The 19265-nt window shown below is 32.3% G+C and carries 20 protein-coding genes; 8 read left to right on the forward strand and 12 right to left on the reverse strand.

Translation table 11 applies throughout. The features are described 5' to 3' along the window. Nucleotides 1-34: 34 nt before the first annotated feature. Together ACO1DI_RS22335 and ACO1DI_RS22340 are read right to left on the reverse strand one after the other, a co-directional pair. Nucleotides 35-1045, reverse strand: coding sequence for a sensor histidine kinase (locus ACO1DI_RS22335; RefSeq protein WP_423145625.1), 1011 nt, complete (start codon nucleotides 1043-1045; stop codon nucleotides 35-37). A 95-nt stretch (nucleotides 1046-1140) separates the two neighbouring features. Next, on the reverse strand, nucleotides 1141-1851 hold the full coding sequence (locus ACO1DI_RS22340; RefSeq protein ID WP_423145626.1) for a response regulator transcription factor: 711 nt from the start codon (nucleotides 1849-1851) through the stop codon (nucleotides 1141-1143). Between the two features lie 884 nt (nucleotides 1852-2735). Here ACO1DI_RS22340 and ACO1DI_RS22345 point away from each other — a divergent pair. The 6 genes from ACO1DI_RS22345 to ACO1DI_RS22370 all read left to right on the forward strand — a co-directional run bounded on the left by ACO1DI_RS22345 (nucleotide 2736) and on the right by ACO1DI_RS22370 (nucleotide 6468). Next, complete coding sequence (locus ACO1DI_RS22345) at nucleotides 2736-2999, forward strand: hypothetical protein (RefSeq protein WP_299634250.1); 264 nt, start codon at nucleotides 2736-2738, stop codon at nucleotides 2997-2999. Between the two features lie 145 nt (nucleotides 3000-3144). Beyond that, nucleotides 3145-3759 (forward strand): VanZ family protein, encoded by a 615-nt coding sequence (locus tag ACO1DI_RS22350; protein ID WP_299634248.1) that lies wholly within the window; start codon nucleotides 3145-3147, stop codon nucleotides 3757-3759. Between the two features lie 326 nt (nucleotides 3760-4085). Beyond that, nucleotides 4086-4505, forward strand: a complete 420-nt coding sequence (locus tag ACO1DI_RS22355) for a MarR family winged helix-turn-helix transcriptional regulator (protein WP_299634245.1) — start codon at nucleotides 4086-4088, stop codon at nucleotides 4503-4505. Nucleotides 4506-4525: 20 nt separating this feature from the next. Beyond that, nucleotides 4526-4918, forward strand: a complete 393-nt coding sequence (locus tag ACO1DI_RS22360; protein ID WP_299634243.1) for a rhodanese-like domain-containing protein — start codon at nucleotides 4526-4528, stop codon at nucleotides 4916-4918. Between the two features lie 157 nt (nucleotides 4919-5075). Next, nucleotides 5076-5216: a hypothetical protein gene (locus ACO1DI_RS22365; protein WP_423145627.1), complete on the forward strand. Its 141-nt coding sequence runs from the start codon at nucleotides 5076-5078 to the stop codon at nucleotides 5214-5216. Between the two features lie 1066 nt (nucleotides 5217-6282). Next, on the forward strand, nucleotides 6283-6468 hold the full coding sequence (locus ACO1DI_RS22370; RefSeq protein ID WP_299634240.1) for a hypothetical protein: 186 nt from the start codon (nucleotides 6283-6285) through the stop codon (nucleotides 6466-6468). A gap of 315 nt (nucleotides 6469-6783) precedes the next feature. On the opposite strand, the gene ACO1DI_RS22375 is transcribed toward ACO1DI_RS22370, so the two are convergent. The 6 genes from ACO1DI_RS22375 to ACO1DI_RS22400 all read right to left on the reverse strand — a co-directional run bounded on the left by ACO1DI_RS22375 (nucleotide 6784) and on the right by ACO1DI_RS22400 (nucleotide 13027). Continuing rightward, nucleotides 6784-6948, reverse strand: a complete 165-nt coding sequence (locus ACO1DI_RS22375; RefSeq protein ID WP_423145628.1) for an IDEAL domain-containing protein — start codon at nucleotides 6946-6948, stop codon at nucleotides 6784-6786. Between the two features lie 118 nt (nucleotides 6949-7066). Then, nucleotides 7067-7438: a DUF1304 domain-containing protein gene (locus ACO1DI_RS22380; protein WP_257042681.1), complete on the reverse strand. Its 372-nt coding sequence runs from the start codon at nucleotides 7436-7438 to the stop codon at nucleotides 7067-7069. Between the two features lie 497 nt (nucleotides 7439-7935). Further along, a complete protein-coding gene (locus ACO1DI_RS22385; protein WP_299634235.1) occupies nucleotides 7936-9036 on the reverse strand; it encodes a GerAB/ArcD/ProY family transporter in 1101 nt (366 codons plus the stop codon). A 12-nt stretch (nucleotides 9037-9048) separates the two neighbouring features. Next, nucleotides 9049-10167, reverse strand: coding sequence for a GerAB/ArcD/ProY family transporter (locus ACO1DI_RS22390; RefSeq protein WP_243557791.1), 1119 nt, complete (start codon nucleotides 10165-10167; stop codon nucleotides 9049-9051). A gap of 21 nt (nucleotides 10168-10188) precedes the next feature. Then, nucleotides 10189-11415 (reverse strand): Ger(x)C family spore germination protein, encoded by a 1227-nt coding sequence (locus ACO1DI_RS22395; RefSeq protein ID WP_154992576.1) that lies wholly within the window; start codon nucleotides 11413-11415, stop codon nucleotides 10189-10191. Further along, nucleotides 11405-13027, reverse strand: a complete 1623-nt coding sequence (locus ACO1DI_RS22400; RefSeq protein ID WP_154974539.1) for a spore germination protein — start codon at nucleotides 13025-13027, stop codon at nucleotides 11405-11407. The genes ACO1DI_RS22395 and ACO1DI_RS22400 overlap by 11 nt, the downstream gene beginning before the upstream one ends. A gap of 132 nt (nucleotides 13028-13159) precedes the next feature. Between ACO1DI_RS22400 and ACO1DI_RS22405 the strand changes: the two genes are divergently transcribed. Beyond that, nucleotides 13160-13384 carry a hypothetical protein gene (locus ACO1DI_RS22405; protein ID WP_154992552.1) on the forward strand — a complete coding sequence of 75 codons (225 nt, stop codon included), beginning with the start codon at nucleotides 13160-13162 and terminating at the stop codon, nucleotides 13382-13384. A 90-nt stretch (nucleotides 13385-13474) separates the two neighbouring features. On the opposite strand, the gene ACO1DI_RS22410 is transcribed toward ACO1DI_RS22405, so the two are convergent. The 4 genes from ACO1DI_RS22410 to ACO1DI_RS22425 form a co-directional block, all read right to left on the reverse strand. Further along, nucleotides 13475-14251 carry a hypothetical protein gene (locus ACO1DI_RS22410; protein ID WP_154974544.1) on the reverse strand — a complete coding sequence of 259 codons (777 nt, stop codon included), beginning with the start codon at nucleotides 14249-14251 and terminating at the stop codon, nucleotides 13475-13477. A 169-nt stretch (nucleotides 14252-14420) separates the two neighbouring features. Beyond that, nucleotides 14421-15569 (reverse strand): tyrosine-type recombinase/integrase, encoded by a 1149-nt coding sequence (locus ACO1DI_RS22415; protein WP_154974547.1) that lies wholly within the window; start codon nucleotides 15567-15569, stop codon nucleotides 14421-14423. 692 nt (nucleotides 15570-16261) lie between these two features. Then, the gene (gene murJ / locus ACO1DI_RS22420; RefSeq protein ID WP_423145629.1) at nucleotides 16262-17764 is read right to left on the reverse strand and encodes a murein biosynthesis integral membrane protein MurJ; all 1503 of its coding nucleotides are present in this window, start codon (nucleotides 17762-17764) and stop codon (nucleotides 16262-16264) included. Between the two features lie 140 nt (nucleotides 17765-17904). Continuing rightward, nucleotides 17905-18576, reverse strand: coding sequence for an HAD family hydrolase (locus tag ACO1DI_RS22425; RefSeq protein WP_423145630.1), 672 nt, complete (start codon nucleotides 18574-18576; stop codon nucleotides 17905-17907). Between the two features lie 191 nt (nucleotides 18577-18767). Here ACO1DI_RS22425 and ACO1DI_RS22430 point away from each other — a divergent pair, with 191 nt between their 5' ends. Beyond that, nucleotides 18768-19034 carry a YesK family protein gene (locus ACO1DI_RS22430; RefSeq protein WP_224980770.1) on the forward strand — a complete coding sequence of 89 codons (267 nt, stop codon included), beginning with the start codon at nucleotides 18768-18770 and terminating at the stop codon, nucleotides 19032-19034. Nucleotides 19035-19265: the final 231 nt, after the last annotated feature.

The raw sequence follows: 19265 nt of genomic DNA on the forward strand, positions 1-19265 counted from the left end.
TAATGTTCTATCTAAACCCTAAATCTTTATATATTCAAAGTGGTAGACATATTCTTAATGAAGTTCCAGTCTCTACATTGTTTTCAAGTTTTATATTACCTCCGTGCGCCTCTATAAACTGATTAGAAATGTGTAATCCTAATCCTGAGCTTTTCTTAGCTACAGAATTACCTTTATAATAACGATCAAATATATGGTTTCTAATATCTTCTTGAATTCCTACTCCATCGTCTTTAACAATAACCATTAAAATATTTGATTCTACCTTTGTTACAACGCTAATATTCGTTTCTTTAGGATTATGTACAATAGCGTTTCCAAGTAAATTATTTAACACACGTTGAAGTAAAGGAGCACTAAACGAATAATAAAACTCTTCTTCGTCCATTTCATTAAAAAGCTCAATTTTATAATCTGTAGCCAATGGATTATTAGCAAATTCAATAACGATCTTTTTAACAAAAGCTATTATATCCTGTTCTTGTTTAACTATATCTTCATTCTGATACTCAAATTTAAATGTATCATTTAAATCTTGTAATAAAGTCTCCATGTATTCCGTTTTTTCTTCTATTTTCTTTAAAAATAAAATTCGATCTTCTTCAGTCCACTTATCACTAGATAAGAGCATAGAGGAATAACCTTTTATATAAGAAAGTGGAGTTTTCAAATCATGGGCAATATCTGCTACCCACTCTCTCTTCTTCTTCTCAATCTCTTTGTCTTTTCTTTTGCTTTCTTTTAGGGAATTAGTTAAGTACTGTAACTGGTTTAAAATGTTTTTGTATAGAACAAATGTATATTTTATATTTTTTGTCCTTGGAGAAACACTTCTGGATAAACCATTCTTGCCCATTGGCTCTTCATATTTATCCTGAGATAGGTAATTAATCCACTCTAATATATGGAATAAAGGGTTGCTCAATATCCAACCATAGCTAAAGATTACTAAGGTCAGTATTATCAATGTATGATATTTAATAATAAAATTACTAATCTTCTCGTTTAATGTATGATCCTCTATAAAAAAATCAATTAAATCCAAACTAAATGAATTAACTAAAGCAAATCCAAAGTATACAAGGTTTAAAAGTAAGAATAGAGTAATTAGAAATAAAAGGATAAACTTTACTCTTATTTTCAAGCCCGTTCACCCTTAGGGGGTATAAATTTATATCCTAAACCTCTGACATTGATTAATAACTCAGGGTTATTGGGAATTTGTTCAATCTTTTTCCTAATCCGATTAATATAAACCATTACTGTATTAGTATCTCCTAAGCTCTCATTTCCCCAAATCTTCTCGTACAAATCTTGTGTACTAATAATATAATTTGGATTCTTAAAAAAGAAAGTTAATAATTGCAATTCCTTGGCAGTACAGGGCACTTCACAACCTTTAACAAAAAGTTGACCACCAGCTAAATTAAGGGTTAAAAAACCATATTTATACTCTAATCGTTCAGATTTATCTGGTTCTCTATAATTTTGTTCCCTTCTAATTTTCGCTCTAATTCGCGCGATTACTTCTAGTGGTTTAAATGGCTTGGTAATGTAGTCATCACCGCCTACATTTAAGCCGGTGAGAACATCTAAATCAGAGGTTCTAGCTGTAAGAAACATTATAGGTGTATTTGTTACTTCTCTTATTCCGGCGCACAATAAATATCCATCCATATCAGGTAAAGTAACGTCTAATAAAATTACCGAATATTGATGTTGTCGAACATAATTTAAAGCTTCATGAGAAGTAGTAGCTTTATCTACTAAGTGAAAACCTTCAAGATTTAGAGCTGCATCCATCATCTCTAATAGCCCTACTTCATCATCCACTAATAATAATCTTTCCAATTATTTGTTACACTCCCGTTTATTTATTTTAATAACTAATTATACCAAAAAATATCAATAGATTTTAATTAATAATCGTGGCTCACAAATTACAATTATAAAAAAAGACCCTATCTGATTATGGGTAAATAGAAGTCAGATAGGGAAAAGATATATATAAATTAACAGATGTTAACTTTCATAACTTGAAATATAAATTAAAAATCAAAGATGTTTCTCGGTCCTTTTGGCGAGGAAGAGAAGCCTTTTTATAAAGATACTATTTCAGGGGGCTACAGCATATGTATAAAAGACAGCTTTTTTATGCATTCTTTCTTTACCTATTCCTCTAAGAAAGCCTTTCATATCAAGGATGTATAAAAAGCTGTATAAACGATAAATTTAAAAGCGAACGAGCCCTTGTGTATCAAGGACTCGTTTTTGAGTTGTGTTCCGGAAAGAGTGATTATGTAAACTAGATTTGTATACTATATACACAGTTAAAATCCTTTATTTACAGCAATATAAAATGTTAAAGTGACTATATATTGGAATTAAGTGGAGGATAAACATGTATAGTAAAAATTGTTCTAAATGTGATTCAACTTTAACCAAAGCACGTATTCAATCATCCCCTGGAACAGTGGGAATAAACAAAACGCCTAGCAGAGTATTGAATAACAACGGCAATTATAGTGAGTTAGTACCTTATGTTTGCTCAAGCTGCGGTTATGTCGATTTTTATGTAGAGGATCCTGAAAAGTTCTCATAATAGAGCTTTTCAGGATTTTTTATTTCCGATAATTGGTATTATGTAAACTTAATTTGTATATCGTATACAGACCTTTTTTAAGAATATATATGTTAATATGGTATAAAAAGGTATTTTGAAAGGCTGATAGATAATGATGATTGGTGTTCCTTTACTTATTGGTTTATTACCAGGTTTAATTGTATTATTGATGACTTGGCTATTTAGGCGTATGAAATGGAAACTACCTGTTAGAATGATTCCTGCAACCTTAACAGTAATAGCTTCAATCGTTCTTTTTTACATTGGTTATGTCGAAGTAAGAGGTTTTGAAGGTGCTGCTTATTTGTTCTTAGCAGTATTTCTAATACTTTTTGCTGCTATATCCTTTGTAATGGCAAAAAAGCCTTTAAGATAATATTTTCTTAAAGGCTTTTTTGTACCGATAATCTGGATTATGTTGACTAGCTTTTCATTTAGTAGATAGTTATTACCTATTATTTAATTTAATGGTATAATGTGGTCTTGTTATTTTAGAATAGATTGGTGTTGAAATAGCTTTAATGGGTTTAATCACTTTATATGTAGAAGATATGCTTGGGTATATCTTAGCTGCATTACCCTTTTATGTAGGGTTTCGTTTTATCTTTTTAAAAAAGAAAAGAAAGATAACATCTTTTAAAGAGGAACTTATTTTAGGTGTGTTTGTATTATATCTTATTGGTTTGGCATCTCAAACGATTGTTCCAAATTGGAATGCGGGTATTGTTACAGATACTGGAGAACCTTTTTTTGATATTTATTTTACAAATGAGCTTTCTCATGTAAATATCCTACCATTTCATACCCTTTACGAATACTTCTTTCAAACAAATACAAATGTCGATGAATGGAACAGCGTATCGCTTTTAAATTTAACTGCAAATGTTATTTTATTTTTACCTTTAGGCTTTTTTGTAGCCCTTATTTGGAGAAAATATCATTCAATTAAAAAAGTAACAATTTTAGGTTTATCTGTTACATGTTTAATTGAATTTATTCAATACTTTATAGGTCGTAGTTCAGATATTGATGATGTTCTACTCAACACGTTTGGTACAGTTATAGGTTATGTGGTTCTTTTAATCATTCAGTATTTGATAAGTAAACCAGTAAAACAAAAAAAGGCGACTATGTAGCTAGTTGCCTTTTTTTGTTCCTATAATACGTTTTATGTTAACTATAAACGTATATTTTTATGAATGTAATTTTAACTTTTTAGATAAAAAGTTAATTTGCGGATGATAAAGTTATGCTCGTTCATAATAGAAAAAGTTCTAAATTATTATTAATTAATCAGTTTTCTATTTTTAATTTCCTCTAATCAAATTTATGTTAAAATTATCTAAAAAATCCCACTATTGCTATGATAGCAAATCACTATAAGTATTTACTTGTTTTTTAAAATATAGTCAGTTATACTGATTATATACTGTACTGATTATATAAGGAGGTAAGGACTTAGGTGAATAAATGGAATCAATCTTATGGTTTTTTACTTGGAAAGGCTCTTCAACAAATGGAACAAAAATTTGCTGAAGGACTGGCCCCTTTTAATATCAATTCAAGACAATATGGCGTTCTTTTATTTATTGAGGAAAACCCATACTCTTCTCAAAAAGACATATCCGACAACCTACAAATTGATCGAACGACTATGGTCAGTCATATTGATCATTTGGAAACGTTAAGATTTGTAGAAAGAACCAAGAACCCTAATGATCGAAGATCTTATAGTCTTTTAATTACGGAAAAAGGCAAGGAAGTACTGAATTCACGTTGGGAATTCCTGACCGATGTAGAATCAGAAGTTTTAACACCTTTAAACCAACAAGAAAGACAATTGCTGAAAGGTTTTTTGATTAGAATTTGGAAGTCACTATAGAAAATTGGAGGTTATACCAAATGAACGCACTCGATTATTTTAATGCACGTCTTCAAGCGACTATAAGCCCCATGGATTACATAAAAGCAAAGAAAATGAATCCAGAACAATACTATTTAATTGATGTTAGGAATGGTCCTGCTCATGTAAGAAGTATAACGATTAAGGATGCCCATGTTATACCTGAACAAGAATTAGCCAATCGTTTAAATGAGATTCCCAAGAACAAAAAGATTATTCTTTATTGTTGGGATGTTTGGTGCAATACAGCTGCTAAAGTTGCTAAATCTTTATTGGAACAAGGGTATGATGTAAAAGAGTTAACGGGGGGAATTGCCGCATGGCAGGAAATGAACTTTCCAGTTTCAACAGCCACCTCAGATAATCCTCTATCCAATCATTGTGGGTGTTGATTTACATGAAAAAGAATATAAGGTTTGGAATAGACATAAAAAAATTTTTTATATTTTATATTCTCCCTATAAACCCTTGATATGACTCAATTTATAGAGGGAGCTCTGTATACAATATTCATATATTCTTGTTACTCAGAGAGTCTGTTTTTAATTTATGAATAAAGAAACAAAACCAAAAATAAGGGCAATTGGTAAAGAAGATGCCAGCATCCACCAGGCAAACAAACTTATAGGTTTTTTTAAATTCATCGCTTCTTGCCAAGAGACTTTAAAAGATTGTTCATTTAGTTTGTAGCGTTTGATTTGAACGTACTGAAAAATGTTCAGGAATATAGAGAATGTAAATAATATAAGTACGAGAGTTAGTACTTGGTCGTTCATTCTTTTCACCATCCAATATATATTAGCTTTCATATATATTACGGATTTAATTGAAGAATAGTTTCATCTATCAGTCATTCCTTCCAACCAAAAAAGCACCTTCTCTTTAAGGTGCTTTTTTAGCTCTTATCATCAATACTTTACATTGTAATTTTGAAGCTTTAATCATTCTTGAGTAGCTTGCTCTCTACATGATGTTTCTATTCAAAAATAGAAACATCTCTTTAAATCGTTAAAACAAAAAAACTCTCAGTTGAGGATATCCCAAGAGTTTTTTTATTTATAACGAAATACTTTAAGTTACAACGTATAGAGACTTTATGCCATCATAAGTATCAATGAAATTATGTAATAGAGGACTATGATTACACATCGTATTGTTAAATATCAATGTTTATATGAGTGTATTTATACCTTATGTAAGTTGAAGAACAGAAAAACTATTTTAACTAATTGTTTGATTAATTTTTTTAAGTAGTTTTTCTGCTTTACGCTCTTCAGTTTGCAACAGTGAGCATTACTAAATAGACGCTTCACAGCGTCTTTGCCAGTTTTGTCTAGCCAGGCTATTTTCATACTCATACAATAGCAAATCAGTCCATTTGGGGGTCTTTTGCTAGTTCAAAGAATAAATGGTAGACGAACATAGTATCTATACTTTTAGCAATTCTAATCTCTTTTCTATTAATTGATCTGTTTTTAAGAAAGTAAAAAAAGTGCTCGCAGTTTAAATAAAACTGCGAGCGCTTTAGGAATTCTGAATGTTACTTTGCAAAAAAAAGAAAAAGTTAGGTTTAGATCTATTCTCACAAGAAAATAGCTTAGCTAAGTCATTACACCACAATACGCCAAAATTTGTAAGATAAATTATAATAATATATATAATCAAGAAAATAATTCAAAAAGGGTGAATCTACCTCTTTTATATATTCATACTTCGTAGTATAGTTAGGGGAATTTGATTTGAAGGATTGAAACAATTGAAAGAAAAAGAACTTAAAGATGTCACTCAACACATCAATGATCTCTTTACTAAAGTAATTAAGGGAATGATTACGGAAGCAGAGTTCACAGAACTGTCTGATGAACTTTATAAAAAGCAAACAAGATTGAGATATACAATTGAGTTAGAAAAAGGCTTACATCATAGGGAAAATTATCAATAAATATAAAAAGCAGCCTTATCTCTCATGCTATTCACTTGGGGAAAGGTTGCTTTTTTGTAAGGGTTTGTTCATACGTATTCGAAGTATGAAGCATACATAGATTACCACGTTTTATAATGAGACACTATTTATAATGTGTTTCTGCTTATAAATAAAAGTGTTCCTTTTGGAACCCTTACTTTATAAGGGGTGTTTTTTTCGTGTGTTCCAGAAAAAACATTATGTTACCTTCAGTTGTATATGATTCCTTACTTGTAAGGAAATCAAAGCACCCAATTTTAGGCTAACTAGTTTCTTCTATTTATATTGTTTTTATTAAGAGACGGATTTAAGTTCTTCTGTTAAGCGAATAAAAGCTTCTTTATCTTTATTTTTTAAGGACTGATCGATTTCTCCAAGAATTTTACTTTTTTTGAAGTTATTCATCATTTGGTTTAGAAACAATTCAGCCACCATTTCATCACGTATATTATTCTCCACCGAACGTCAACCCCTTTATCTTTTTAAGTAAGGTTAATAAAAGAAGCGAGACATAGAGTTATATGTAATATACATGATTAAGGTCCTATATTCCTTTGTCTCCAACAAAAAAATATGACTATATAACAAACAAAAGAGTAATCAATGCTAAAATAGCTGGAAGTCCCTGCTTTATAATAATTGACTTGTTAGATGTAAAACCACCGTAAATAGCTGCTACTACCACACAAATTATGAAAAACAACTGAACCATATAACCAACTGAATTAAATCCGAGTATGAGTCCCCAAACGAGTCCTGCGGCTAAAAATCCATTATATAATCCTTGATTTGCAAACATAATAGCTACATTCCGATCTCCTTCCAAGTGCTTAGGTAACTGGAATGCTCGCTTTGCTACCTTTGAACGTATAAAAAACATTTCAAGAATCATAATGAATAAATGTTCTAATGCTACAACTCCAACTAAAACTGCTGAAAATATTTCCATGTGTCATTTTCCCCTTATGTTTTCTTATTTTAAAATAAAGTTATTTTTCCATTATTTTCAAAAATGTAACGACACTAAAAGCTAAAAGATGAGAATCATGCCTTTATTTTGCTATTTTCCCCATTGAAATTAGACTTTTGGCGGGCTCTTGGTCTTGCATTATAGGCTGTCCATGCACTAGGAAATAGCTTCTTTTTCACCAGATATAACAATAAACCTTTGTCATCAAAAAATTTGTCTATATTAAAAATGGTCAAAAAAGAGACCCTATTGACATTCAGTTTTTCCTGAATTTAAAGTACGCATATCCACTTAGTGTGATAGCTACTATCACGATAGAACTAAGAGGAAATAGAATTGTATTAATAAAATGATCGTAAAACCAAGTATACAAAAAAGGCACCTCACATAATTTAAATTTATTTTTATCAATCCTAGCCTGTAATAAGTAGTTACGTTGTAAGCTTTTTATATCCAGAAGTTAATAAACAAATTTATTATGCTTTCTGATTCCTTTTATTTTTCAAGAGTGCAACAAGAAAAAGTAGAACAGGAATAATCGCTATGAAAGGAATTTGTATAAAAAACATCTCTATCCCTATGCCTTCATACAGATGCTCCTGAAAGTTACTAGAAATTGTCAGGGACATAAAAAGAACTATTATCCCAATAGGGTAGGAAAGCTGAGATGGTGATTTAATTTTAAATAAATTGGCTGTCCCTATCATAGCAGAATAGAATAATATACTAATTTTAGAGAAGCCACCGATGACTAAAGCAAGCATAAAAAATACATCAAGCCGTTCTAAAAAATCTGCCACCTGAATGCTTTGTACAGTACTAAGAAGTGGGAATTGTGAGCGTGCAGTTAAATCGACTCCTAATACACTAATATTAATAAGCATGGTAATAGTTAGATTAATACCACTCAATCCCGTTGCACATAACATGGTCGCTTTTGCCTTCTTAGGATTGTTTAAGTAAGGTAAAATCATGGAAAATACAATTGCTTCACCAAAAGGGAAATACAAAGTTTGAACAAGAACAACTTTTAGCACTGGAAAAATCCCCTTTTCAAGTACTGGTTGTAAGTTTTTAAAGTCAATTAAACCTGAACATACAATTAGGAAAAATCCTGTGACAGCAAGTACATACATAAATATGAAAAATACTTCTCCTGATCGAGCTACTACTTCAATTCCTTTCCGAACGGTATAAATGATAACTAGAATGAGTAAAGCATTTGCAATAAACAGAGGCGTATCGGAGTAAGAAAATGTTAACAACATCTCTCCAAGGTCTCGTAAAACCCTTGCCATATTATATATGAAATAGAACATATAAAGAAAGGCTAATACGCTTCCTATAGTTTTCCCTAAGATTTTTTGCATATATTCTGTAGGCAAAAGGCTTGGATAATAAGAGTATAGTTTGCAGTAAATTAGAAAAAGAATTAAACTACCCAACATTCCAAGTAAGATAGAAAGCCATGCATCCTGGTTTGCTTGTATTGCGACAGGTAGTAACAAAGAAGTTCCTAGTTCGAATAGAACCATTAAAATAAATAGCTGACTGGCACTAATCCTTGCTTTTTCCATCCAAGCGACCTCCTATTCTGGACTGAAATTGTTTTTAACACGCTTCCTCCTATTTTTAAAGAAAGCTACAATAAGAAGCAAAGGAGGAATAATTGTAAGGAGAGGGATATGTACAACAAACATTGCAATCTTTAATCCTTCATGATTATGTTCTTGCGCATTACTTGCAATGGCAATAGATAAAAAAAGAATGATTAGCCCAAAAGGATAAGATAAACTCGAAGGTGATTTAACCTTAAATAAATTAGCTGCTCCCGTTACAGCTGCATAAAACAATAAGCAGATCTTAAAGAAGATAGTAATAATTAAAGCTAACATAAAAAACACATCAAGACGCTCTAAAAAGTCTGCAACTTGGATGGTCTGGACCGTACTAAGAAGTGGAAACTGTGAGCGTGCAGTCAAATTAACTCCCAGTACACAAACATTAATGAGCATCGTGATAATGAGATTAACCCCACTTAATGCAGTAGCACAAAACATTGTGAGCTTAGCTTTTTTGGGGTTGTTTAAATACGGCAAAATCATTGTAATTACAATGATTTCGGAAAATGGAAAATACAAAGTCTGAGTCATCACTACTTTCAAAACAGGAAATAAGCCGGCCTCCAAAATAGGTTGTAAATTTTTAAAATCAATTAATCCTGAGGATATAATTAGGATAAATCCTGCAATAGCAAGAAAGTACATAAAAATAAAAAGCAACTCTCCTGACCGTGCAATAACCTCAATTCCTTTTCTAACAGTATAAATAATGACGAGGATTAATAAAGCATTCGCAATAAATAAAGGCGTATCTGGATAAGCAAAGGCCAACAACATCTCACCAAAATCACGTAGAACCCTTGAGGCATCGTACATGAAGTAAAGGATATAGACAAATGCCAAGGCGAATCCTAAGGGTTTCCCTAAAATCTTTTGTACGTATTCGGTAAACAAAAGATCAGGGTAATAGAGATACAGTCTATGATAGACTAACAATAGAACAAAGCTGAATATCATTCCTAGTAAAATGGCAAGCCAAGCGTCCTGTTTTGCATCAATTGCAAGAGGTACTAGTAAAGCGCTCCCTAATTCAAATAGGACCATTAAAATAAAGAGCTGAATGGCGCTAATTTTCGCTTTTTCCATTTAACTGGTACCTCCTTTTCTTTACTTTTGATTTTCTTTTACTCCAGAAAGGAAAGATTTATTTCGCAAGCCAGCTCGACGTATGTAAGCTTCTACTGTAATATCCACTTCTAACTTTGGAAAGTACACATCATTCCATTCTTGTTTAAATTTCTTAAATTGATTTGGCCTAGTACGATGAATTACCTCTCCAAATCCTAAGATATCTGTTCTGTTTTTTTTGGCACGTTCAATAGCCATCTTTAGATCTTTTTCGATTTTTTTTCCGATGGATTGTTCCATTTTTCTAATAACCTTTGGATTTTTAATATCAACAGGTACCTCCATATCACCAATATCTCCTTCAACACGTGTATGAACGGAAATATGAGGTTGGCCATTCTTGACTTGGGCAGAGATGCTTGTTTTTTGTCTTACAGTTTGATAAGCAATAGCTTCTTTTTTTCCTTTCCAATCAATATTAATATCAGTGCCTTGAATTTTATCAAGAATCCATACTGTCCCTATTGCTGGTTTTCCATATAACCAATCGACTAGTTTTCCCTCTTTTAATACTGCAATCCCGGAAGCGCGAAGTGTTGCTTCTGGTGCACTTTCCTGAAGATTATCTAGCTTTTGTGCTTGCTGAGGATTACCAACTAGACGAAATCCTGATACAACTGTTCCTCTTCCAGGGGATTCAAGACTCTTCATCACCTCTTGGAGTGATGTCTTTACATTCTCTCCCCATTTTCTTTGCGTAAATTCTAAGGTTTTTAGTATCTTATTTGCTGGAATCTTATCGACTGGTGTTAACGTCTTTATAAGATCAGCTGCAGATGAATGGTTGGCAATTACAAGTGTAGAAGTATTTCGAAATTCTGGATCTCGATCTAGACCATCAATTAATGTGTCAATGCCATCTTCTTTGGCTAACTTCTCTCCAACTACAACTAAGTTTGTATGAGCATAATACAATCGCCGAGAAATCCTTCCTGAAGCTCGTCTACTTGCTTCCACTAGATTGTCTCCTGAAGCCGAATAGATAGTAATGGGAGGGCTTTGTGCTCCTCCTCCTCCTTGCATACCACCAGCCACGTTTCCGGGGTTGATAATTTGGAGCGTTATGTGGTACCTTCCATCTTTTGTTTTATCGATACCCATAGCTGCGACAATAGCAAGGTCTGTTAATTCTTTTTTACTCCAGCAGCTTGTAAGTATTAAAGTCATTGTCATGATCGTTAAAAGAAAAATGCCTTTACGCTTCATCATTGTCACCCTCTTCGAAATCACGATTTACCATGCCACGAGATGCAGGAGGACGTGGTTGTTGATTTGCAGCTTCTCGGACTGTGTTGGTAGTCACTAATCGTGGTCTTTGTCTCAACGTCCACCATGGTAACCTTACAACAGTGTCACCGTTGTCTACCAGGGTAAAAGGGGCAAACGGGGACATGTAAGGAATTCCAAATGATCTTAGACTGCACAAATGGACAACCATCATTAAGAGACATAAAATAATGCCATAGAAACCAAATGTTGCTGCGCCAATCATAAACAAAAAACGAATTAAGCGAGCCGAGATGGCCATATTAAAAGAAGGTGTAGCAAAACTTGCAATGGCTGTAATGGATACGATAATAACCATTGCAGGTGAAACAATGCTTGCCTGAACAGCTGCTTGACCAATTACAAGGGCTCCGACAATAGAAACTGCTGAGCCGATAGCTTTAGGTAAACGTATCCCTGCCTCCCGTAAAATCTCAAAAGTTAATTCCATGAGTAAAGCTTCTATGAACGCAGGGAAGGGGACGGACTCTCTTTGTGCTGCAATTGCTACAATGAGCGTTGTAGGAACCATTTCTTGGTGAAAGGTTGTAACTGCGACATATGTAGCTGGTGCGATAAGCGAAATCATAAACATAAAAATACGTAAAAGCCGAATGGAAGTTGCAATGTCAAACCGCGCATAATAATCTTCAGCCGATTGGAAAAATTGTATAAATACAGCTGGTGCAATGAGTACAAATGGAGTTCCGTCCACGAATATAGCGATTCTTCCTTCTAACAAGTTCCCTGCTACAACGTCAGGTCTTTCTGTATTGTATACAGTTGGAAAAGGAGTAGCTGTTTGATCCTCTATTAGTTGTTCAATGTACCCTGATTCCAAAATACTATCAATATCGATTTTTTGTAATCGCTGACGAACTTCATTAACAACTTTATCGTTAGCAATGCCATGTATGTACATGAATGTTACATCCGTCTTTGTTACACGGCCGACTTTTAAAGACTCCATCCATAAATCCGGAGTCTTAATAATACGACGTACCATGGCTGTATTGGTGCCTAGAGCCTCTGTAAATGCTCCCTTGGGTCCTCGTACTACCATTTCGGTAGTGGATTCCGTAATAGAACGCTTCTCTCCACCTGCTGTGCTAGCACTTAATGCTTGATTTACTCCATCTACTAAGATAAGTGTATCTCCCGCCGTTAAAGAGCAAAATAGATCATCTGAATTAGTGATTGAAGTTATGTTTCCAACTGTCATTATATCTTCAGAAAGTAGGCCCATCGCATTGTACTGATTAATTTCTTCTTTATGATTATCTTTCATCATAGATTGAAGTATATATTCTTGAATTGCCTGATTGTTTACAATTCCTTCTATGTAAACAATCGCCGTATTAATATCAGCTTTGCCGCCTAATTTTATCTCACGAATAATGACATCTGAACTTTTTCCTGTTTTCTGTTTAATCATATTAAGGTTATTTGGTAATGAAACTTCTAGCTGTTCTTTTCCATGATTAGCAGTTTGATACTCTTCATCATGTGATTGTTTATTTTTTTGTTTGCGATTTTTAAAAAACGAAGGCATAAATTTGAGCACCCTTCTTTAAGTTTTTATTACTTTAACCATATAAGAGTTTTTTATGTAAAAATTAACAATTAATATGTACGTATCGTCGTAGAAGAAATAGTAGAACCTATTAAATGGAGCGTGATAGATATGAAAATTCTAGGTATTAGTGTTTTAATGATGGGATGCTTAATGGGCTTTTCTTTAGGGATTGATATTATTCAGGGATTTGATGTTTCTCAGGCGCTTTACAATGCCATCAGTCCTTTTAGAGTAATGGAATTAGCTGAATTATTCGTTCTATTTTTTCTTCTTTTTCTCTTTTTTGCTGAATCTTTATATCTTTTTATGAAGAAAAAGAACCAAAGCAAGTAATCATATATTAATTAATACTTCACTTCTAAAAGTCAAAAATGGAAATCAAATTAGGTTAATTCCGATTTTTTCTTTCAATAAATTCTTTTATTAGTCTAAATCTACGTAGAACAGTTCATTCTCTTTATTGATTAGTTGGTTTTTTATCCATTCCTTCACGTTGTTCATTCTAGAATCGAATGCCATTTGAAAGAGACCAGTTAACTGAAAATCAGTAAAATCCATTTTTTTTAATTGAAGAAAAGCATCCTCATATGAAGAGAAATGTAGTTGTTTGAATAAAAAATTATCCATAGCCCCTCGAATATATTCTTCATTTTTCCAACAATTCATAGGAACATGGGCAAATTGCCAAGGGCTAAAAACACCTGGATAAATAGTTTCAACTATTTGAAAAGGAGAATAGCCTAAAAGAGTAAAAGCGCCACCCAAACCATGCTGTTTAAAAAAATGGAAATTAACCTTGAAGGGTACTTCTTCCATGGGAAGTTTTAACTTCTCCTCTATTACATATTTTACTGCTTCAATAGCTCGTCTTTTTCCTTCTTCTCCATCCCAATATTTATCAGGAGCTTGTTGAAATTGCCATGGTTTAAATTTTCCAGGATAGGCATTATTAATAACTTCATAATAATTCCAACCGTATAGCATAGCAGGCGGCCTTAGACGATGAGACCATAATGTATTTGCGGTTACTTGAGAAGGGATTTCATCGATTGGGACTGTTAAGTGTTGCTCAAGCAAATAACATGTCATATAACGCATATATTTTTTCCCTTCATCCCCTACAAAGAAATAGTTCGGAAAACGTTTTCTTCTCTTGGTTAGAACATCTTGGTAAATTTTAATGACTTCTTCTTTATTCACTACTGAAAGCCCCTTTTGAGAGAGTTTATTTTTATTATTATGTATGATAATGGGAGTTATATACAGATGGGTTTAAAACTAGATAAGATACATATCATAAAGACAAGAAGAGCTTCTGAAAAAAATCAGTAGCTCTTCTTTAAAATATATTGTCAACTCGCAATAATAGTTAAAAATCTTGTTCTTTCCACATCAGCCCAATTTCTTGTTCTCGTTGCAAAACCTTCTCCAGATAACGCTCGGTGGTCTTACGATCACTGTGACCCAGTTCTTTTTGAATTAAAAAGATATCTGCTCCCTGCTGCCTACTGTAGATGGCATAAAAGTGACGAAAATAATGAGGCGTAATTCTGTCAGTCCGTTCTTTTATAAAAGGTAACTCGGTTCGTTCAATAATACGGACAATATAATTACTTAAGTTTTTATATTGATAATAGTCTCCATCTTTAGTTGGAAATAATGGACTTTGATCACTTAAATTTAATGCTGTACTGACATGACGCCGTTCTCGAAAAACAAGAATGCGTTCATATAACGATGGATGAAGTAACTTATCAAATTTCTTTCCACCCTTCCCTACTCCTCTTAGTCGATAATGACCACTTAAACTGTCTAGATATACATCTCCCCACGAAGCTTTAGCTATTTCCTGTACACGTAATCCTGTCATCGCCAACATTGTTAACAATCCATAATTAATAGGATGATCTTTATAGTAATCTAGAAGCTGTTTGACTTCATGGTAATACAAATCTCGATTAGGAATTTCTTGTTCAGATAATGAGGTGCTTAAGATTTCTTTGTGTAATGGATGCTGTATATACTTCGTTTCATGTAACCATTTCATAAAACTTTTTAAAATCGTCATTTTCGCGTCTAAAGTTGCAGGTGAATAAGGTTTACCTCCCTTTCCTAGCAATGCCGTGCTTAAATACGTCTGGTAGTTTCGAATATGCCAAGCACGTAGGTTTTTAAAAATAGTTTCTTCTATATAACAGTCGACATCCTGGCGTAAAAACGACTGACTTTCTACCGCATACTGATAAAACTGCAATAAAATCCGTAAGTATTCGTTTTTTGTATTTTCTTTTCGTTCTCGATCCTTTCGGATATGCTTTCGTTGATGGACATAGTAGTACATCATTTCTTCATCCGTAAAATCACTAAACATATCTTCATTTTTTCGCTGGTGATGCTCATTTCTTTCTTCTAAGGCATCGTAGTATGTAGTGTCCAGCATTAGTGAAACGATTTTATTGAAATCGCCTTTTCTTTCCCTTACTTCTGCTCCTATATGTACTAATGAGAAATCTTGCATAAAACCTCTCCTTTTGAAAAATGTGTTTTCTTATTTATAGTTCTTACTTGTGTTAAGGTATTTTCTTCACTATGTAAGGGTTAAGTTTGTATTTATGTGTACCTATATGATAAAGAACCTTTAAAACGAAATAATAGTTCTAATAATAAGATTTAAACTACTAAGTATCTTCATTAAGTATCTAATATACTTATAATCAAGTATATATTTAAAGTTATTTATTATAGTTATTATTTATTAATTGTAACTTATTTAAAAGCAAAAGTATAAACTTACTTTCTGTAAATATAATTTACTATTTATATAGTTTGTAGAAAAACTCCATATTTGTCGTCATTTAGAGTAAATGATAAAACTTTAATTTTAATAACATACTTTATACATTTACATCTATGTATATAATACGTTGATTTTGTATTAATAGTTAAAATTATCTTATAAAAACATAGCAATAATAAATATTTTATGAACTTTCTGTTACGTTGTTGTAAATAAACCAATTTCTTAAAAGGAAAGTAAGTAATAGGCTGGTTATGGTAAAAAGTAAAATAACCATTTTGTCGTCACTTAGTGTAAATAGTAAAACTTTAATAATATATAAAATAATTTAGTATTTACCTAACTAAAAGTATTTTATTGGACGTAGACAAAAAGACAGCTGCAAAACAAATAGGGCTGTCTTTTGTCATTTTTTATTTTTTCATTCGTACTTTGATTTTTGGATAGATAATATTAAAATTAAAGATTCCTACAAATAAAGTGTAAATAAGTGTTCCTCCAATGATTATAAAACCCAAATAGAAGTACAAGTTAGTAAAATTTAAAAAGTACACTTTCTTTAGATAAATTAAACAAGTAAGCATTACTATCGCTGAAAGTGAAATTTTTATATAATGTACTACTACCCACTTTAGATTAATTCGGTTAACGAGTTTATAAAACGATGAAAAGGTTATCGAACAATAAATTAACCCAACGAGTGAGGAGCTTAATGCTAAACCATAGGCTCCAAAAAACTTAACAAAGATAAAATTGAATCCCATATTTAAAAAAACGGAAAATAGACCAGCTTTTAAAATAACGCTTCCTTTATCTAACGTGTATAACCCTTTAGCAATGACAGCCTGAATACTATAAGCTAAAACTGATCCTAAAAAGAAAATAGCAAAGGTAGAAGTTAGGGCTGCATCAGAATCGCTGAAATTTGTATAAATGACTTTTACAAGCTCAGGCATTAAGTAACACATACCTACTATTGCTGGAGCTAACAAAAGGAACATATATACTAGCCCTTTCTCCATGCTTTTCTTGAACAATACAATATCTTTGTCATGAAAGGCCTTCGCAATAATAGGATAGATCATGGTTGCTACTGTTACACCAAAAATGGCCTGGGGGATATTAACTAGACGAAATGCATAATTAAAACTTGAGACAATTCCTTCATCTAAGTGAGAAGCATAGCTGGCATCAACAGATAAATTAATTTGCCCTACTGCAGCAGTAAGTCCAATTGGAAGGAAAGAAACATAAAATTCCGAAATTTTACTCCAATCTAAACTTACCTTTTCTCTATATCGATAGAAGTATGTAAATCCTGCTTTTTTCAAAAAGAATGAAACAATTGTGCCAATTAAGTAAAAGAGAGGAATAGACAAAATTCCAATTTCTTTGTGAAAAAAGATAAGTCCTGTGATAACAAATAAAACTACGATTAACTGAGAAAGTATCGACCAAGCAAATTTTCTATTTGCCTCTAAATATCCTTCATATATAGAATTTATTCCAACAAACCCTAACGAAAGGAAATAATAAATGGCTGTCCATACTGCAATTTGTTTACCTTGTTGATTAAAACTCGAGAATAAAAGGGGAATTACCATTAAAGAAATAAGAACTCCTATTATTGATCCAATTAGAGCAATATAAAAAGTTCCTCTAATCATCATCGATGTATAGGAAAGTTTCCCGTTTAATTCTTTAAATTGAAAATACTTAGGTAAGAATGTTTCTTTTATTCCTGTCAAAAGGAACAAGATACAGATGTTAGGAATGTTCATAGCCGCAAAATAGGCATCCGAATCACCAGAAAGACCGTAAAACCTTGATATTAAGATATCCCTGAGCATACTTGAAAATTTTAATACGAGAGTAGCAAATAATAAAATTAAAGAAATTACACTTAGTTTCTTCATCATAAAAGTTCCTTAATTTATAACAATGTCGGCGACGAAAATGTTACTAATTAAAACTTGTATCGTCTTAATTATCCTAACAAAAAGAGAAACACCTTTGTTTAAAAGCTGATTTAATGGTTTCTCTTAATAAAGGCCTATTAAATTGACAAGCTATTATTTATTTTAGTTACAATATTTCTTAATTCTATTAGATCGTTTATTACCACATCAGCCTGAGCAAGTTCCCCTGCCTGAGCAAAATCAAAATTGCACCCCACTGCTAGTAAATTATTATCCTTTGCAGCATTGATATCTGATAGGCGATCCCCCACCACTGCTGCGCTTTTGATATCGTATTTCTTTATAATCGTTTTGACTAAATCGCCCTTATCGAGAGTTTGGATTTGCTGAATACTAAATGTCTCTGTGACCCAATTATTTAAATCGTAATAGTCTACAATTGCTTTTAAATAATCTTTTAAACCATTACTTGCTATGTAAATGGAACAATTATTCTCTTTTAAAAAGCTAAAGATTTCTTTTACGTTAGGATATAAAGCACCTTTGCCATTTCGTATATTCTCAACTAACCTGTTTAAGAAATAAGCGTCCGTATACTTTCTGATTTCATCTGAATGATTAGGTAACAAAGCTTCCCATACTTTTGGTAACGGTACACCCATAATTTCACGGTACTTATCAATAGGCGTACTTGCATCCCATTGGTTAAGCGTACGTAAATGGTTAAATGTATCATCGAGTGATATTTCTAAGATCTTATCTGTTTGAAATAGAGTTCCATCCATATCAAAAATTAGTGATTGCAACATTATTTATCTCCTTTTTCTAACAGTATAAAGTAAGCATTTATATATATTACCACAAAAAGGAAATGCAGTGTGTGCTATTCTACTCAATTACAATAAAAAACCATATTGGGCATATTCTGAACACATTTTAGAATATTATGGTAATATTTATAATGCATACGAAGGAGGATTAAAAAATGGCTATAATGTATATGATTGTAATATTCACGGTTACATGCTTACTTCTACTTTCCAGTAGAATGAGTAAAAAGGTATCTTCTTTAAAATATTTTATACCTCTAATTATAGGAGTAATTAGCCTAGGAATTGTAATAATAAGTAGCTTTTATGGAGGGTTAACTGGGTTTGGAATCGGAGTAATCAATTTTGCTATCCTTATAGGATCTATACTGTCCATAGTTATTATATTGGTTAGTGAAATTATAAAAAGCAAAATCCTCAAAAAAACGTATCAATAAAATGATAAAGGCTTTTATGTAGTTTTCTACTGTTTAAACAACGTGGCCCCCAGTCTAATGACTGGGGGCCACGTTATCAACAGAAACTTTACAGTGGTATGTGTCTTTAGTTAACATAAAACGGATTCTAGGAACGAAGAAATAGAACTCAAAAAGGAATTCTAATATAAGTCCTCTTGCTCTTTAGAAGACGGACTCTGTAGACCGGTAAAATAATAAATTAAATAACCT

This window comes from Priestia sp. 40, assembly GCF_049368575.1.
GTDB lineage: Bacteria > Bacillota > Bacilli > Bacillales > Bacillaceae_H > Priestia > Priestia zanthoxyli.

Bases quoted from the DNA above. Each gene is read 5' to 3' on its own strand.
- ACO1DI_RS22345 (WP_299634250.1), top strand. From the start codon at position 2,736: ATGATGATTGGTGTTCCTTTACTTATTGGTTTATTACCAGGTTTAATT.
- ACO1DI_RS22350 (WP_299634248.1), top strand. From the start codon at position 3,145: ATGGGTTTAATCACTTTATATGTAGAAGATATGCTTGGGTATATCTTA.
- ACO1DI_RS22360 (WP_299634243.1), top strand. From the start codon at position 4,526: ATGAACGCACTCGATTATTTTAATGCACGTCTTCAAGCGACTATAAGC.
- ACO1DI_RS22365 (WP_423145627.1), top strand. From the start codon at position 5,076: ATGAATAAAGAAACAAAACCAAAAATAAGGGCAATTGGTAAAGAAGAT.
- ACO1DI_RS22380 (WP_257042681.1), bottom strand. From the start codon at position 7,438: ATGGAAATATTTTCAGCAGTTTTAGTTGGAGTTGTAGCATTAGAACAT.
- ACO1DI_RS22385 (WP_299634235.1), bottom strand. From the start codon at position 9,036: ATGGAAAAAGCAAGGATTAGTGCCAGTCAGCTATTTATTTTAATGGTT.
- ACO1DI_RS22390 (WP_243557791.1), bottom strand. From the start codon at position 10,167: ATGGAAAAAGCGAAAATTAGCGCCATTCAGCTCTTTATTTTAATGGTC.
- ACO1DI_RS22395 (WP_154992576.1), bottom strand. From the start codon at position 11,415: ATGAAGCGTAAAGGCATTTTTCTTTTAACGATCATGACAATGACTTTA.
- ACO1DI_RS22400 (WP_154974539.1), bottom strand. From the start codon at position 13,027: ATGCCTTCGTTTTTTAAAAATCGCAAACAAAAAAATAAACAATCACAT.
- ACO1DI_RS22405 (WP_154992552.1), top strand. From the start codon at position 13,160: ATGAAAATTCTAGGTATTAGTGTTTTAATGATGGGATGCTTAATGGGC.
- ACO1DI_RS22415 (WP_154974547.1), bottom strand. From the start codon at position 15,569: ATGCAAGATTTCTCATTAGTACATATAGGAGCAGAAGTAAGGGAAAGA.
- murJ (WP_423145629.1), bottom strand. From the start codon at position 17,764: ATGAAGAAACTAAGTGTAATTTCTTTAATTTTATTATTTGCTACTCTC.
- ACO1DI_RS22425 (WP_423145630.1), bottom strand. From the start codon at position 18,576: ATGTTGCAATCACTAATTTTTGATATGGATGGAACTCTATTTCAAACA.
- ACO1DI_RS22430 (WP_224980770.1), top strand. From the start codon at position 18,768: ATGATTGTAATATTCACGGTTACATGCTTACTTCTACTTTCCAGTAGA.